Raw genomic sequence first — 13,159 nt, 5'->3', positions numbered from 1 at the left:
TGTTTTGATTATTTTTGCGATATGTAAAAATCCCCTGTTTACCACAGGGGACACCGCTCACTTGATAATGACAGATGGTGTGATATGCTCCAGCCAAATGACACCGTCATATTGTTCCTTAAGGATCAGCTGCTCTTCTGTGAATCCCCAATAGAGTGCTGTGCGGGGGGTATACATCCACGAAGTGCCTTTCTTGTTTTTTGTATGGAGAAAATCAACAAAAACAGCCGGTCGGTCCGCCGCTTTCAGCAAAGCTTCAAGGCTCCCAGACGGCGGCGGGCTTGTAACCGGCTTAACAGTCTTATTATCGGAGCTATCAAGACTCGCACCTGAGTAAGCATAAATGCCAATCGTATATGTTTGTTTTTTCAGCCGCTCCGGCAAATAATCACCCATGTTAGGGCCATTTAGCTGTACCCAGTCCTTTATCATCTTCGTATTCTGTTTGCGTAGATGGTAATTGTGGCCCCAGACAATGATTTTCTTTTTCGGATAAAGGGTGTCAGCTACCCACTGAAATTGTTCAGCCATCATGCGGTCTCTCATAAAGAATGAAAAATCCTCAATATTCTCCGGATACTCCTCTAGTTTTTCTTTCATTTCTTCCAGCATATACGTTTCCATTACGTCAATTCTCAGCTGAAGAGAATGCATAAACATCTCATAAGCTTTCGGCTCTTTTGGAAGGTTTTCTTTTAGCTCTGAAGCATGTGTTTTAGTGAACTTGATCAGCTTCTGATAGTTTTTCACAAGCTTTTCCTTCTTTTGCGAAAATTCATCAAACGTATTGCTGTCTGTCACTAATGTTGAAAAATCATTTTCTGATTGGGAGAGCAACTCTGCTTTCTCAGGGTCCACCGCTTTTACCCAATGAGTCGCAGCATCATTGAATGAATTCTTCATGCTTTGAATATCAAAACCGGTAAGGATCAGCGGATCGCCTTTCTCTTTTTGCTCTTTCATGTAATCAAACAATTCAACGACATCTTCTGTGTGCCATACAGCGTAAATGGAGTTTTTCATCGTGCTTTTAGGGGTTAATTGGTCCATATTAAGGTAGGATGCATTTGTATCAGGGAAGCCAGACTCAAAGGCCAATACATCGTATCCCAGCTCTTCGTGGAGGTATTTGATCATTCTGACCTTTGTGGCATTGATTTCGCCAGCGCCATGTGTCGTTTCTCCTAACTGAACGATTCGTTTTCCTTTCAGCACCTTCTTCAGAAAGTGAAGGTCTTTGTTTGAAGCATTGGAAGCATCCAGTGGCTGTGCATGTCGTTCAATCCATGAATCCCAATATTTTTCTTCAGAAGCAGCACGTGCCGAGACTGAAAAAGAAGAAAACGCCAGACAGACAATCAGCAGCGGCAGAGTCATTCTCACTATCATTCGTTTCAATTCTATCTCTCCTTTTCTGCTAGGTTCTCTAGTCATTACGAGATAGATATAGAAAAAGATTCCTTTTTTCACCAACAAAAAAAGCTTCTCTGTTGAAAGAAGCTTTAGCTGGATTCTCTCATCACCTGATGAAAGTAAAACCGATACGTATTTCGTAAAAATGTCTCAACCGGAAGCTGCACATCCGCTTGGTATTTGCTGATGATGAATGGAAACCGCTCGATTCCTTTTTCGCGCAAATTGTTCGCTTGTTCATCATCTATTGCCTTCTCTTGCAAAACCGCTTCAATGATCGGCCAGCACACTTCTCGCACTTGCCGCAGGACGGCTTCATCTCCGGTGTTCTGATAATCTGTAATCCAGCTGATGATTTGTTTCTCCATAAGTCTCACCTTTCTTCAAAAAAAGAGGCGCTGCGTTTATGCAAGCTCCTCTTTTTACTCTTCATAACCTATCAGTTCTCCGACTTGAACTTCTTGGCCTTCTGCTAAATGGGCGGACGGCTGGAACGCGTCTTTTTCAAAAATCAAAATGACGGTTGAGCCAAATGAAAAGTATCCCAGCTCTTCGCCGATCTCCAATTCAGTACGGGTATTCGTCTGCACGATAGAATTAATATTCATCGCGCCGACAGGAATCATCAGGACATTTCGGCTGCCACTATTCAGCTCGTACACAAATCGGTAATTTTTCGACAGCACATCTTTCCCGTATTTTAAGCCTAATTGATTTACCGGGTATGAGCGATTTCCGAGCTCGGCCAGCTTTTGATACCTGCAGCTAATCGGAGAATGGAAACGGTGATAATGCCTCGGGCTTAAATACAGCACGACGAAGTATCCGCCGTTGTATTGATGGTCTGCGCTTTTACAGCCGGTCAGTTCAGCGAATGAGTAATCTTTTCCCTTCACCGTAAAGGTTTGATTCGGGTTGATGATTCCTACCGTCTGAACCACACCGTCAACAGGGCTGACCACCGCATGCGCCTCTTTTGACACAGGGCGCCGCTCCAGATTTATTTGTCGAATAAACAATTCAGACAGCGATCCGTAATCAGCAGCCGTACCGTCCACATCATCCCAATTCAGCCGAAAATGTTTTGAGAAAAGCGGAATGACCGGTTTGCTGATTTTTGACTCGCAAAATCCTTTAATCAGATAGGATGACAGACGATGATTCGTCAGCTCTATCAATGATCGATACAGAATCTTTACAGCCGTATTAAACATGAATAATCCCTATAACCCTTCCGATTGTAATAAAAACAAAGCACCATAAAAAGGCGCCGATTGCCGCAAACGCAACATACGTTTTCAGATCCATTTTGCCGATCCCCGAAAAGTAGCACGTCACATGTCTGACGCCGGGAATAAAATAACCTAAAATAAGAGAATATGGACCGTATTTCTTCATCCATTTTTCCACTTTCATCATTCTTTTTTCTTTTAAGCCGACCCACTTGCCGTACTTGTCGATAAACGGGCGTCCGGCTTTTCTGCCAATCATGTAGCTGATCAGCATACCTAACAAAGCCCCGACAAAACTAATCAATATCGAAAGCTCATAATTCAACACATCGGTATGCGTGAAATAGCCAACAACGGTCATCATTACTTCATCTGGAATCGGCAATCCTACAATCCCTAATACCAACATCAAAAAAATAGCGAGATAACCGTAATCCGCTATGAGCTGCTGAACTAATTCCATCTCCCGGACTCCAGGTTTTCTGCCGCATGTTTTTTAAAATGAGGGAATTTTATTTTACTCACCATTAAATATGAAAGTCCGCAAGTGCCGATTGCCAGAAGGATCGGGTTATAGGTGAAGCTTAGAATAACGAGACACATGCCCGCAAACGGAATCGGCATACCGATAAATGTCGGGAGCTTGCTTTGTTCAATGTTAAATTTAGAGAGGCGAAGCATTCCGCAAATGCTGTACGTCAATGCGCATAAGATCCCGATAAATGGCAGGGTATACAACGCGACACTGTAAGCAAGCATAGAAGGAGCCACCCCAAACGTAACCAGATCGGCAAACGAATCCAGTTCTTTCCCCATATCAGAAACGGCATTCAGCTTACGAGCAGCCATCCCGTCAAAGAAATCAAGGAACATGCCTGTAAAAATAAAAAGCACTGCTGAATGAATGTTGTGATATAGCAAGGAATGAATCGCCAGCAATCCGCAAATGAAGTTTCCTATCGTAATCATACAGGGGATGTAATTCACAGTGTAACCAAACCTCCAATTGTAAAACCATCTATATTATTTGACGATAGTGATCGAATAGCGTTACAGGAAAAATTTTTCTCCAATAAGCATGATAACATAGAATGCTCCCAAAAAAGCAGCATTCAAATTCTATTATTATACAACATTTGTTACCTTTTGAAAAACGAATGCCAATCTTTTCATGTTCCTTACTATTTTATCCCCCCGCATAAAAAGGACAAGACGCGTTGATTGACGTACTCTGGCTGCTCCAGAGATAACAGATGTCCGGCGTTCTTTACGATTTCAGCCTGAATTCCCGGCACCAATACCGAAGCCCGCTCAAAGGCCATTTGCTGATGGTACATGGCCTCGTGCTCACCGAACATCAGCAGTACCGGGACTTGTATCGATTTCAATTCCTGGTCTGTGAACACGTACGGAAAGCCGTTTTCTGTCGGCTTCAGGCTCCTTTGCTCATCCTGCCATTCCACGCCCGCCACAATTTGTCTTTGCAGTAAAGGATGCAGATCATAACTGTTGCCTGTGATCCACTTGATATATGATTCAGCTCCTCTTGCCCCTGTAAGCTCTGCAGCGTATTTATAGACATCCGGATGAAATGAAATAAACGCTTCAGCGGGACTCATAACAACCGCCCGCTCTACTCTTTCAGGCGCGCGGAGTAAGAAATTCACGATATGGGACCCGCCAAGCGAAAGGCCGGCCAGGTGTGCCGTCTCAAGTCCAAGAGAATCAAAGACATCTTTCATCCATTCTGCAAAATCAGCTCTCGTTTCCATGGCTGCTGATGGTATACTTTTATTTTTGTCTCCTATTATATCGACCGCATATGTACGAAATTGACTGCTCCACGCTGCGATATTCGGATACCACATCGCAGAGCTGAAAAGGCCTCCGTGAAGCAAAATGAGCGAAGGTGCGTCCTTTGGCCCACTTGCAATGATATGTGTTTTTCCAAAACGAGTAGAAACATAGAATGCTTCCGACTCAATCGGCCACAAAGAAAGGCTTTGATCATATGCCTGGTAAAAGCGCAGACCACTTTCAACCGCGGCAAACTGCATTGAATCTTGTATCATCTTCTTCTTTTTCCTCCGGGTTTGATTGATATAAAGGATAACGCCCCTTTTGTCTCGTAAGAAAAAATACCTATTTCTTATTATCTCACATAATAAATTTCCAGTATATAGTTTGGTTTCCTGCAATAAATAAAAAAGGCAGTTCCCTTAAAATCAAGGAAACTGCTATTCTTTGAAGACTAATGGAATGGCATGATCTTTTTTATCCTCTGTTAACGAGATGTGATGGGTTACTGATGTTTCACCCTTCGTCAACGCGACTGAGTAATCGCCTTTTCTGCCGGTATCCCATTTGATATCTCCGTTTTTGTCTGTTTTACCGAGTATCTCGCCAATCTCTGTACTCGGCTCCTCATCTGAAGAGGGCGCTTTGACAATCGTCACTTGAACCCCTTCGACCGGCAGCCCCTTAGCATCCTCCACATGAAGAGTGACAGGAATAGTCGTTTCTTTTTGAGAAGAATGCGTCTGCGAACTGCATCCGCATAAAAACAAAATAGACATGAATATGGCTAGTTTGCTGTATTTATTGATTTGCCCAATATTGAATATTGTTGAATACATCGTTCGTCACCCTTGTTCCCAAGTTATATGACGATCCTCCGTTCGTGTGAATGGCAATCGCTGTCTGCCCTGTATCACTGTAGTTTCGATAAACAGGCGAGCCGCTTTGGCAGCCGTACGTATCGGTTGTATAGGTCAGCTTATACGTTTCAGCGGAGCGAATCGGCTTTGTATCAGACCACATCGTGCCAAAGGTTTTGTCACACGGGAATCCTGTCACTGACGAGGAAAGACCCACGGGACTGCTGCTGTTTGTAGTCCGGTAGCCGTACCAGCCAACCGTGTTTCCAGGAGAACCGTTTAATTTAATAGCTCCGTAATCATAGTTGGTGTCTTTGCTTTCCGTCCATCCTTTGACGGAGTAAAACATCGTGCCTGAATAAGTACCGTACGGATATGACGAACCATTGCGGCCCGGCGCGGCGGTTATCGTCGAAGCCCATCCATGATCCTGGCTGTACACACAATGTCCAGCCGTGACGACTGTATTTGGATTGACTAAAAATCCGGTACATCCATAAGTGCTTGAAGTGTTGGGATACTTGATTGACAGTTGAACGGTTGCTCTATATGGAAAAGATGTAGTGCTGGAGATTCTGGTGCGTTCATCAGTTCCGATAATGCTCGAAGGCTGTAAGGTTTGAATGTTTTTTTCCAGTTCCGTTTGGCCGCCGTATAACGATTTACTTGTTTTTCCGGTTCCCTCATAAGGGGCGGAAACCTGATCTGCTTTTGACGTTTGGTTTTTCGTAGCATCAGCTTCTTTACCGGTATTCGATACAGAAGTTTGCGGGTTCTCTGCCGCTTTTGCCGGTACGCCAAAAGAAACCACTGCTGCCAAAGCCAAACACAAAACCGTTAAGTAAGCGAACCATTGTTTTCTGAATCTTGGAACTAATTTCATTTTGTCATCTCCCTCCTTTAGTGTCAACCACCCGCATTGATGGAAGACTTTTACATTATAATCAGGTTTCTGATTCTTATGATAAAACTTTTATGGAGGAAGAAAAAAACAGGCCTTGTCCCATGACAAGACCTGTTCAAACTCTATTTTAAAATTAGCTGGTCCAACGCTTTCTTTGCATTCTCTCTTGCCGTTTCAACTGAATCAGCAGCAGAAAGCGCAACTGCCATACGACGTCCGGCTTTCGTTATCGGCTTTCCAAAGACGCGCACTTGAGTCTTTGGGACTGCCAGTGCGTTTTCCAATCCTTCAACAGTGTAATCCGCTAATTCTTCCGGCGCTTTGAGGGGCCTGCTGGCGCCAGGAGAAAGCTGTGTGATTTCTGTAATCGGAAAGCCGAGAATCGCCCGGACATGCAGTGCGAATTCTGACAAATTTTGCGTCACCAGCGTGACAAGACCCGTATCATGCGGACGAGGAGATACCTCACTGAAATATACCCTATCTTTCGCAAGGAACAGCTCAACACCAAACAGACCGTATCCGCCAAGCTCATCCGTGATCGTTTTCGCAATATGCTTCGCTTCTTCTATTTGCTGCTCTGTCATATCATGCGGCTGCCATGATTCGATATAATCCCCGTCCTTTTGCACATGACCGATCGGCTCGCAAAATGCCGTACCGTTAACCGCACGTACGGTTAAGAGTGTGATTTCTGATTCGAATGGGATAAACTCCTCAACGATCACGCGGCCGTTTTTCACCCGTCCGCCTTCCATCGCCGTCTCCCAGCAGCTCTCTAAATCCGCTTCAGAGCGGCAGATACTTTGGCCTTTTCCAGAAGAACTCATCAATGGTTTAACGACACAAGGAAAACCGATCTGTGCTGCCGCTTGTATAAATTCAGCATATGTATTCGCAAATTCATAGCCAGCCGTCGCAAGTCCAAGCGTTTCCGCCGCAAGCCGTCTGATGCCTTCCCGATCCATCGTCAGCTTGGCCGCACGGGCATTCGGGATGACGTGAAATCCTTCCTCTTCAAGCTTCAGCAATTCATCCGTCGCGATCGCCTCCACCTCAGGCACAATCAAATCCGGCTTTTCTTTCTCAATAATGGTTCTGATCTGCTCTGGGTCCAGCATATCAACGACATAACTGTTATGCGCGACCTGCATCGCCGGAGCATGCTCGTAACTGTCAACTGCCACCGTCTGTACCCCAAGACGCTGGGCTTCAATCACTACCTCTTTACCTAATTCACCTGAACCTAACAATAAAACCTTCTTTGATTGATACATCTTTGCCCCTCCTATCTGTTCCAAACCATTATAACTGAAATATTTGAAAAATAAATTTTTATTAAAAAAGATAAACTTATTATTGGGGGTAAAATCTTTTAAATTCTTAAACGAAAGCAGACCAATAACGGTCTGCTTTCTCTATTCCTAAACAGCAACATCATACAAGAAATCCCCCTAAATCATGCTACACTTAATTCAAGACCACCACACCGACAGGAGGCATCCCATGCAAAACGAAACCCGCACACTGCAGCTTGACCCGCACCTTCATATAGAAGCCTACCACTTCAAGGGAATTATGCAAAAATTCCCGAACCACTTTCACGATTATTATGTGATTGGATTTATTGAAAAAGGGCAGCGATATCTGGCCTGTCAGGATCAAGAATATATCATCAATCCAGGTGATCTTCTCCTCTTTAACCCCCGTGACACGCATAGCTGTGAACAGATTGACGGCCGGACGCTTGATTATCGGTGTATCAATGTCATGCCGGATATCATGGAGAAGGTGGTGAAAGAGATTACTGGCGCCGGGCATCTCCCTTATTTCTCCCAGCATGTGTTATTCCGCCATGAGCTGACAGCCAGCCTGCAGGAATTGCATATTTTGATATCCGAGGAAAAACAAGCTTTGCGTAAGGAGGAGCTGTTTCTTCATCTATTAGAGGAGCTGATCCGCCATTATTCAGATGTCACGTTCCTTAGCAGCGTTCCAGAACCATCAGACGAAGTCAAAATGGTTTGTGAATTTTTAGAAGAGCATTATGCCGAAAATGTTACACTCAATGATTTGAGTGAATTAACAGGCTGGAGCAAGTATCATTTATTGCGTTCATTTACAAAACAAAAAGGCATTACCCCTAATAGCTACATGGAAACAATCCGGATTAATCAAGCCAAAAAACTCCTTGAACAAGGGGTAAGGCCGATTGATGCGGCATTTCAGACAGGATTCAGCGATCAGAGTCATATGACGAAGTTTTTTAAACGGCAGGTGGGGCTGACGCCGAAGCAATACATGAAGATTTTTGAAAAGGAGCTTCACAGATGAACATACAAAGAGAAACTTCGGGGCATATCGCAGCCATTGTGACCATTCTGATTTGGGGGACGACCTTTATTTCGACAAAAGTTCTGCTGGCTGACTTCTCTCCAATGGAAATATTATTTTATCGGTTTTTGATGGGCTTTATCGCTCTTATCCTCGTCCGTCCCAACATGATTCCGTTCAGAAATTGGCGGCAGGAGCTGTTGTTTGCCGGAGCTGGTTTATTTGGCGTAACCTTATACTTTCTATTAGAAAATATAGCTCTCACCTATACATACGCCTCCAATGTCGGCATGATCGTGTCCATTATACCGATGATCACTGCGGTTTTGGCCCATTTTCTGCTCGAAGGCGAAAAATTGCGTCTGACTTTTTTGATTGGATTTATCTCGGCACTGATCGGGCTTTTATTGATTACGTTTAACGGCAATGTGGTACTGCGTCTAAATCCGCTCGGAGACATCATGGCAGCCGGGGCTGCTCTCGTGTTTGGCGGATACTCGATATTCATGAAAAAATTAAGCGCCTACGAATACCACATCATCGAGCTGACACAGAGAGTATTTTTGTATGGTTTATTGTTTATGGTTCCCGCTTTATTTTTGTTCGACTTCCATTTTGACCTAAGCCGATTTTCATCTGCTTCAAATATACTCAACATGCTTTTCTTAGGGATTGGCGCTTCTGCCCTGTGCTTCGCCACTTGGAATTATTCAGTTGGAGTGCTCGGAGCCGTCAAATCCAGTGCGTATATTTACATGGTCCCGGTTATCACGATCGCCGCTTCTGTCCTGATTCTGCACGAAAACATGACATGGATCGCTCTTCTAGGAGGCGCGCTTACACTTTTAGGCCTCTACATTTCAGAGCTGAAACCGAAAGCGAAGCTGTTGGAGAACGGATGTAAAATGGATGCTTAACGGCATCCATTTTTTTATTTTGTCCTACGTTTGCCACCTATAAATGAACGCAATCTAACAAAGGAGGAATCGAAATGGTTGATGAAATGGTCTTAATCACACAGCAATGGCTGAACGATACGTACAGCGGCAAACATGGGTATAACCCAGTTGAAGAAAGCGGGAAAACTGGGTGGGATACGATCTACGGTCTGACTCGGGCGCTTCAAATTGAATTGGGTATCTCAGAGCCAGCCGATAACTTCGGGCCGACAACACAGCGCTTATTTAAGCCTCTTAAACGCCAAGCTCCAGATTCAAAACCAAGCAACATGAATTTTATTTTACAAGGGGCTTTATGGTGTAAAGGCTTTAATCCCGGCGGTTTTACAGGCGTCTTTTACGAAAAAACAGAAAATGCGGTAAAAGAATTTCAAAAAGCTGCCGGACTGACAACACAGGATGGGATTGTCACCACGTTAATTATGAAAGCCTTATTAGACATGAGCGCTTTTAAGCTGGTGTCTGGGGGTGATTCAAGAATTCGCCAGATTCAACAAAACTTAAATCGGGACTACAATGACTATATCGGGTTAATGCCTTGTGACGGACTGTATGGCCGCGATACAAATAAAGCTCTTATTTATGCCCTGCAAAAAGAAGAAGGCATGAGCACAAGTGTTGCCAATGGATTTTTCGGAAACGGCACCACAAGTTTGTGTCCTACTTTAACTCCCGGCGATTCAAGAACAGGATTTGTCTTAATTGTTCAGTACGCCCTCTATTGTAACGGAAAATCGTTCGATCCTGGTGAGTTTGACGGCAAATATGGTGTGGGTGTTGTTTCAGCTGTTAAAGCATTTCAAGAGTTCATGTGCCTGCCGCAAACAGGTTATGCAGATATGCCAACCATTAAAGCTTTATTATCAAGCTCAGGAGACACAACTCGCGCCGCTTCTGCTTGTGACACTGCTACAATTATAACCGCAGAAAAAGCTCAAACACTGCGGAATAACGGTTATAAAACGGTTGGCAGATATTTGACCGGAAATGTGCGGACAAGCAGCGGCCTCACATCAAAAGCCCTGACATCTAAAGAGCTTGCAGTTATTCTCGATGCCGGATTGAAGGTTTTCCCAATTTATCAAGATGGCGGCTATGAATCTTCTTATTTTGTCAAAGACCAAGGCACAAGAGATGCATATAGTGCCGCTTCTGCTGCTAGAAGATTAGGTTTTCCGTCAGGCACGACCATTTATTTCGCTGTCGATTTTGATGCATACGATTATGAAGTGACCGATAAAATCATTCCTTATTTCCAAGAGATTAAGTCAGCATTTACAAAAATGCAGACATTTTCAACCGCACCTAAGTATGAAATAGGGGTTTACGGACCAAGAAACATTTGTATCCGTACATCAGAAGCAGGAATGACAAAGTATAGTTTTGTGGCAAATATGTCAACAGGATTTAGCGGCAATCTCGGCTATCCGATGCCAAACAATTGGGCCTTTGATCAATTTTATGAAGGAACCATCGGAAGCGGCTCTGGAAGCATCGGGATTGATAAAGACGGGTATTCAGGAAGAGACTCAGGTGCAAGCAATGTAAATCCGCCGTCTGATCCGGTATATGATGCAAGACTGCGTACACTGACAGACATTTTATCTACCATTCCAGCTTTAGAAAATCTAACAAGTCTGGCAAACGCGATGTTTGAATTTGATACGACAGAAACCATTTTCACATCACCTGAGTTGGATATTATTCTATCAACTTCACTTCTGGCAACCATACCAAGTGAAGGTTCACCAAACACAATTACCATTACAAATGGTAAACCAGGTGCCTATATCACGGGTTTATTGGGCGACACTCAAACGTCTCTCACTGCGTCACAAATCGACTCTTATCAAAACCTTTTAAATAGTCTGAGCTTATCAGTACGCAACGGTTATTTGGAGGTTTATGTAAATCCAACAGCTGAATCTTTAAACATTCAAATTAAAATCTATACACCTGATATTCCAGTCGGTGACAATGTCACAACTGGACTAACGACTACGATTACGTTTAAAATAAAGACGTACAAGGGAGTACCAGTTACGTCTCCCGAGAGTGAATTAGCGTTAGATTGGCCGTCTTATGATCAATATTTATTCCCTGTTGTAGGTGTTGCTGCACTTTTACTAATTGGGAATATGGGCAGTGATTTAACGAACAATAAAGGAGTCAAAGTCGCTACCGCATTATCTGCTATGTTACTGGCCATTTTTGCTTATTATACTAGCTAACTTTAATACAAAACTGCATGAACATAAGTTAAAATATGCTCATGCAGTTTTTTTAGTTTATCTATCGTCTTTTGGAGGTTTATCAAAAATGAAAAATGATCAAATAGTTTTTGAAAAAACAAAAAACATCGCTCATGATATCAATCAGATGCAAAATCAGCAGGAGATAATAGATTATCTTTTTCGCCAAGATTCTCTGACACTCAACCAGTTGAAGCACTATTATTCGGAACCTTCTCTTCCGCTTCAGTTTCTTGTGAAAGTAGCAGTTTTATGCATGTTTATATCTATGACTTTAGCTTCTTTCCTTTTCATCCAAGCAAAAGAAGTCTTCACCAATACTATTCTTTCAGATATTTCACCTGCAGTGTTTTCTATTTTTACAGTCATTTGTATTTTTATGACTTATACTAAAATCATAAAAAAAGGAAATAAAAACAAAGGAAAAGCATCCCTTAATCAACGATCTGAATTCTATGAGAAAAACAAGTTAATTAATACAATACTTTATAAAAAATATAAAATGGATCAACAAAACATACAGGCTAATAAACATACTGCCTCTGATAATGAAGATTCAATGAATTTTAGTGCTGTATTGAATCATGTTCTTACAATTAGTAAAAATGATAAAGAGCTTTTGGGCTACTTAGATACAAGAGATAATGCTATGCTAAGCCAATTAAAAGCATATTTTTCAACTCGTCCATTTTCCCTTCCACATTATATGAGTTTGATGTTTTGCGGAAGTATTATTGTTGTCTATGCAACTTCTTTATTTTCAGGACAAATCAATTACATTGACATACCACACATTTTTATCTTTCTATTATTAATTATTTTCTTGAAAATCCTTATTGATTTGATAAAGCTTTTAAATATATCTAGAAAAGGACAATTACATACTGTTCTGCACTTTGCACAGAGAGCCGAATATTTGCGAATGAGAGGAGTTATAGATTTTATTCTAACTGAAAGATATAACAAAAAAATCATGTAATTTTGTTTCATCCTTACTAAGAAATACTCAATTTTTATACTTTAAGAGATGTATATATTGAATGTAGACCACCATACATATAAAGAAACAGAAACAGCAACTTTATTTTAGAACATAAAAAAGATGATAAAGAACTTCTTATTTTCCTAAACAAATATGATTCAATCATGCTGAATCAATTAAAGGTATTCTTTAGTGAACCATTGCTTACATTCAAACACACTTGCCAAAATCGTATGTACTGTGACATTAATAACGTTATACTTCTATTTTTTCAGCACTCGTTTTAATGAATTAATAGAATTAGCTGTACAAATGTTTTTTGCCTTGATCGGCCTTTTTTGGGTTTTTATTGTTTCCCCATTTTCAAGAAAAGTTCAAATTTCTGAACGCTTCAAACAAAAATCCGAAAACGCCCGCATAGTCGGT

At 42.2% G+C, this 13,159-nt stretch carries 13 protein-coding genes; 4 read left to right on the top strand and 9 right to left on the bottom strand.

The features are described from left to right. Positions 1-57 precede the first annotated feature (57 nt). From MHB62_RS01400 to purT, 9 genes are all read right to left on the bottom strand, one after another. Positions 58-1,398 carry an erythromycin esterase family protein gene (locus MHB62_RS01400; RefSeq protein ID WP_032722869.1) on the bottom strand — a complete coding sequence of 447 codons (1,341 nt, stop codon included), beginning with the start codon at positions 1,396-1,398 and terminating at the stop codon, positions 58-60. 104 nt (positions 1,399-1,502) lie between these two features. Next, positions 1,503-1,781 (bottom strand): hypothetical protein, encoded by a 279-nt coding sequence (locus MHB62_RS01395; RefSeq protein ID WP_014478692.1) that lies wholly within the window; start codon positions 1,779-1,781, stop codon positions 1,503-1,505. Positions 1,782-1,835: 54 nt separating this feature from the next. Next, on the bottom strand, positions 1,836-2,627 hold the full coding sequence (locus MHB62_RS01390; RefSeq protein WP_014478691.1) for a phosphatidylserine decarboxylase: 792 nt from the start codon (positions 2,625-2,627) through the stop codon (positions 1,836-1,838). After that, positions 2,620-3,108 carry a DedA family protein gene (locus MHB62_RS01385; protein ID WP_003234861.1) on the bottom strand — a complete coding sequence of 163 codons (489 nt, stop codon included), beginning with the start codon at positions 3,106-3,108 and terminating at the stop codon, positions 2,620-2,622. The genes MHB62_RS01390 and MHB62_RS01385 overlap by 8 nt, the downstream gene beginning before the upstream one ends. Further along, positions 3,099-3,632 (bottom strand): CDP-diacylglycerol--serine O-phosphatidyltransferase, encoded by a 534-nt coding sequence (gene pssA / locus MHB62_RS01380; RefSeq protein ID WP_014475661.1) that lies wholly within the window; start codon positions 3,630-3,632, stop codon positions 3,099-3,101. The genes MHB62_RS01385 and pssA overlap by 10 nt, the downstream gene beginning before the upstream one ends. Before the next feature lie 194 nt (positions 3,633-3,826). After that, on the bottom strand, positions 3,827-4,717 hold the full coding sequence (gene cesB / locus MHB62_RS01375; protein WP_019712564.1) for an enantioselective carboxylesterase CesB: 891 nt from the start codon (positions 4,715-4,717) through the stop codon (positions 3,827-3,829). A gap of 165 nt (positions 4,718-4,882) precedes the next feature. Beyond that, complete coding sequence (locus MHB62_RS01370) at positions 4,883-5,281, bottom strand: YbfJ family protein (protein WP_003246434.1); 399 nt, start codon at positions 5,279-5,281, stop codon at positions 4,883-4,885. Further along, positions 5,244-6,185, bottom strand: coding sequence for an extracellular metalloprotease Mpr (gene mpr, locus MHB62_RS01365; protein WP_003234870.1), 942 nt, complete (start codon positions 6,183-6,185; stop codon positions 5,244-5,246). Before mpr ends, MHB62_RS01370 begins: the two co-directional genes overlap by 38 nt. Positions 6,186-6,328: 143 nt before the next feature. Further along, positions 6,329-7,498: a phosphoribosylglycinamide formyltransferase 2 gene (gene purT, locus MHB62_RS01360; RefSeq protein ID WP_257785166.1), complete on the bottom strand. Its 1,170-nt coding sequence runs from the start codon at positions 7,496-7,498 to the stop codon at positions 6,329-6,331. Between the two features lie 214 nt (positions 7,499-7,712). On the opposite strand from purT, the gene MHB62_RS01355 reads away from it, so the two are divergent. The 4 genes from MHB62_RS01355 (at position 7,713) to MHB62_RS01340 (ending at position 12,730) form a co-directional block, all read left to right on the top strand. Then, the gene (locus tag MHB62_RS01355) at positions 7,713-8,540 is read left to right on the top strand and encodes an AraC family transcriptional regulator (protein WP_003234872.1); all 828 of its coding nucleotides are present in this window, start codon (positions 7,713-7,715) and stop codon (positions 8,538-8,540) included. Then, positions 8,537-9,457 (top strand): DMT family transporter, encoded by a 921-nt coding sequence (locus MHB62_RS01350; protein WP_003234873.1) that lies wholly within the window; start codon positions 8,537-8,539, stop codon positions 9,455-9,457. Before MHB62_RS01355 ends, MHB62_RS01350 begins: the two co-directional genes overlap by 4 nt. Positions 9,458-9,531: 74 nt before the next feature. Next, a complete protein-coding gene (locus MHB62_RS01345; RefSeq protein ID WP_019712560.1) occupies positions 9,532-11,730 on the top strand; it encodes a glycoside hydrolase domain-containing protein in 2,199 nt (732 codons plus the stop codon). Positions 11,731-11,818: 88 nt separating this feature from the next. Next, the gene (locus tag MHB62_RS01340; protein WP_003246251.1) at positions 11,819-12,730 is read left to right on the top strand and encodes a hypothetical protein; all 912 of its coding nucleotides are present in this window, start codon (positions 11,819-11,821) and stop codon (positions 12,728-12,730) included. The last annotated feature ends 429 nt before the right edge of the window (positions 12,731-13,159 follow it).

The sequence above is a fragment of the Bacillus sp. FSL K6-0255 genome (assembly GCF_045040725.1).
Taxonomy (GTDB): Bacteria; Bacillota; Bacilli; order Bacillales; family Bacillaceae; genus Bacillus; species Bacillus subtilis.
The sequence above is the reverse complement of the archived record's forward strand: the minus strand, read 5'-3'. Positions and strand labels throughout refer to the sequence as shown.

Bases quoted from the DNA above. Each gene is read 5' to 3' on its own strand.
- MHB62_RS01395 (WP_014478692.1), bottom strand. From the start codon at position 1,781: ATGGAGAAACAAATCATCAGCTGGATTACAGATTATCAGAACACCGGA.
- MHB62_RS01390 (WP_014478691.1), bottom strand. From the start codon at position 2,627: ATGTTTAATACGGCTGTAAAGATTCTGTATCGATCATTGATAGAGCTG.
- MHB62_RS01385 (WP_003234861.1), bottom strand. From the start codon at position 3,108: ATGGAATTAGTTCAGCAGCTCATAGCGGATTACGGTTATCTCGCTATT.
- cesB (WP_019712564.1), bottom strand. From the start codon at position 4,717: ATGATACAAGATTCAATGCAGTTTGCCGCGGTTGAAAGTGGTCTGCGC.
- MHB62_RS01370 (WP_003246434.1), bottom strand. From the start codon at position 5,281: ATGTATTCAACAATATTCAATATTGGGCAAATCAATAAATACAGCAAA.
- mpr (WP_003234870.1), bottom strand. From the start codon at position 6,185: ATGAAATTAGTTCCAAGATTCAGAAAACAATGGTTCGCTTACTTAACG.
- MHB62_RS01355 (WP_003234872.1), top strand. From the start codon at position 7,713: ATGCAAAACGAAACCCGCACACTGCAGCTTGACCCGCACCTTCATATA.
- MHB62_RS01350 (WP_003234873.1), top strand. From the start codon at position 8,537: ATGAACATACAAAGAGAAACTTCGGGGCATATCGCAGCCATTGTGACC.
- MHB62_RS01345 (WP_019712560.1), top strand. From the start codon at position 9,532: ATGGTTGATGAAATGGTCTTAATCACACAGCAATGGCTGAACGATACG.
- MHB62_RS01340 (WP_003246251.1), top strand. From the start codon at position 11,819: ATGAAAAATGATCAAATAGTTTTTGAAAAAACAAAAAACATCGCTCAT.